We start from the raw sequence: 2170 nt of genomic DNA, 5'->3' as shown, positions 1-2170 counted from the left end.
CCGCTCTTGGAGCTTTTCAGGATTGGCAACCATGGTAAGAATAACCTTGATGTACTATGTCGACTTCTATAGTTTGTTCAATCATCCCGAAAAAGACTGGGAAATACTCCTAAAAGCTCGGGCAGATGCTCCTCCAATACCCTCACTTTTTGATTAGGGGGGCTTATCTTTCAAAATTGAAATGCTCAACCGCATGTATTCTGCGATTGAGCATCCTTAATATGTCATTTCCAACTTTTATCGGACAGCAATGGTTATAATTACATAAATTTGTTCAGAACAAATTGATTTAAGGTGACATGAACAAAAAAGAACGTCTGATTGCAATATGTAAAATCTTACTCGAAGAAAACATTGAAACACAAGAACAACTTGTCGATTCGTTGGAAAGACATGGATATTTATTCAATCAATCTACTATCTCAAGAGACCTTAAATCACTTGGAATAGAACGAGTAAAACAAAGCGGCACATTCAAATACAAACTTCCTATCGAAGAAATGAGGAAAATGGCAGAAGTTACGGTCAATTATCCACTATCTCGCTTCAATTTGAGGGCGGCTATCTCACACCAAGGCGCTGTAATCTTCACCCCAAAAGGAATGGCAAAAATGATTGCTTTAGAAATAGAAAAACTAAAAATAAAGGACATTGTTGGTACCATAGCCGACGAAGACACCATATTGCTACTGCATAAAGAAGGGAGTTTGCCTCAAAATATACTTGCGACACTCAAGATAAAAATCTAACACAAATCAGCTACCATCGAGAAGATCTGCAGTTGCCATCAATCAGTCGCATAAATATCATTGGGACATCTCGAAAGGACGACAATTTCTATTGGCACAACATCAGGCACCCCAGTTGAAAGATTCATCGTTCACTTTACCCATTTCTCTAATCATATCCATATCATGCCTTGCCCCTTCACCTTCAGTGGTAAGCATATCACCGGTGATAGCGGCATTGACTCCTATATAGATAGCTTTCCTTTGTGCAATATCAGAAAGTTGTTTTCTTCCTCCAGAGAATCTAAGATATGCCTTAGGATTGATAAATCTAAACATAGCAATAGTAATGAAAATCTCATCTTCACTAAGTGGCTTTTGTTTTTCAAGAGGAGTCCCTTTGATAGGACAAAGGATATTAATAGGAATGCTTAAAATATTGAGCGAACGCAAGAATAGAGCAAACTCAACTCTCTGTCGAGCACTTTCGCCCATACCGATAATTCCACCGGAGCAAACCTGCATACCTACCTTACGCGCTGCCTCTATTGTTAGCTTCTTATCCTCTTGAGTATGAGTACTACAAAGTGAACCAAAATAACTGGGAGCTGACTCCATATTGCAATGATAAGTTGTAATGCCGGCGTCATAGAGTTTCTGCAACTGATCTTCACTCATAAGCCCCAAAGAGGCACAACACTTAATGTCTGTTGATTGCCGAATCTTCTTTACGATCTCAGCCACCTTGTCTGTATCATTGTTATTCAGTTTTCTTCCACTTGCCACCATAGCAAAACGGTTTATTCCCTGTTTTCTATTGTGTTTGGCCAAATCAACGCATGGATCGGCATCAAGAAGAGAATAAACCTCTGCATCTGTCTTATAAAACTTACTTTGAGCACACCACTTACAATTTTCAGGGCACTGCCCACTCTTACAATTTATAATGGAGCATGTATCGAAACGGTTACCATTGAAATGCTCTGTTATCTCGTGCGATGCTTCATAGAGAGCCTCTAATACAGACGAATCTTTTTGCACAAGTTCTATAAGAGCATACGCTTCTTCCTCTGTAAGGTCTTCTCCTCGGAGGACCTTGTTCTTTAATGTATCTATCATATAATTATACCATCCTAAACTGGAATCCCAAATGTACACATTATCTCCTAATATCAATACAACAAGCTACAAGCTTTGAACTCCGGATTCCCATATCAAAAAACAAATAGAAGCAGAACAATTATATAAATAAATTGATAGAATCCACACCTAAGAAAGATTCTTGCGTATATCTATGCATATATTTGCAGAGTATAATTAAACAATAGTTCGTTAAAAAATATCCAAGCCTAAGCGGCTCTGGCAGTAAATAAAATGAGTTCTTTGAAAAGTTTGTCAATAACTTGCGGGTCTGGGCTAATCCCAAACACGCAAATAAATCG

2 protein-coding genes and 1 pseudogene are annotated in these 2170 nt (G+C 38.3%); 1 reads left to right on the top strand and 2 read right to left on the bottom strand.

What is annotated here, in order from left to right; all coding sequences use genetic code 11:
• Window positions 1-299 precede the first annotated feature (299 nt).
• Complete coding sequence (locus tag ACFO3G_RS03385; protein ID WP_380077988.1) at window positions 300-749, top strand: arginine repressor; 450 nt, start codon at window positions 300-302, stop codon at window positions 747-749.
• Between the two features lie 102 nt (window positions 750-851).
• Here the strand turns inward: ACFO3G_RS03385 and bioB are convergent, their stop codons facing one another.
• Window positions 852-1847 (bottom strand): biotin synthase BioB, encoded by a 996-nt coding sequence (gene bioB, locus ACFO3G_RS03380; protein ID WP_380077986.1) that lies wholly within the window; start codon window positions 1845-1847, stop codon window positions 852-854.
• Window positions 1848-2077: 230 nt separating this feature from the next.
• Window positions 2078-2170 (bottom strand): annotated as a pseudogene (locus tag ACFO3G_RS03375) (transposase); the annotation flags it as partial.

This window comes from Falsiporphyromonas endometrii, from assembly GCF_042654485.1.
GTDB classification, from domain to species: Bacteria; Bacteroidota; Bacteroidia; order Bacteroidales; family Porphyromonadaceae; genus Porphyromonas; species Porphyromonas endometrii.
The sequence above is the reverse complement of the archived record's forward strand: the minus strand, read 5'-3'. Positions and strand labels throughout refer to the sequence as shown.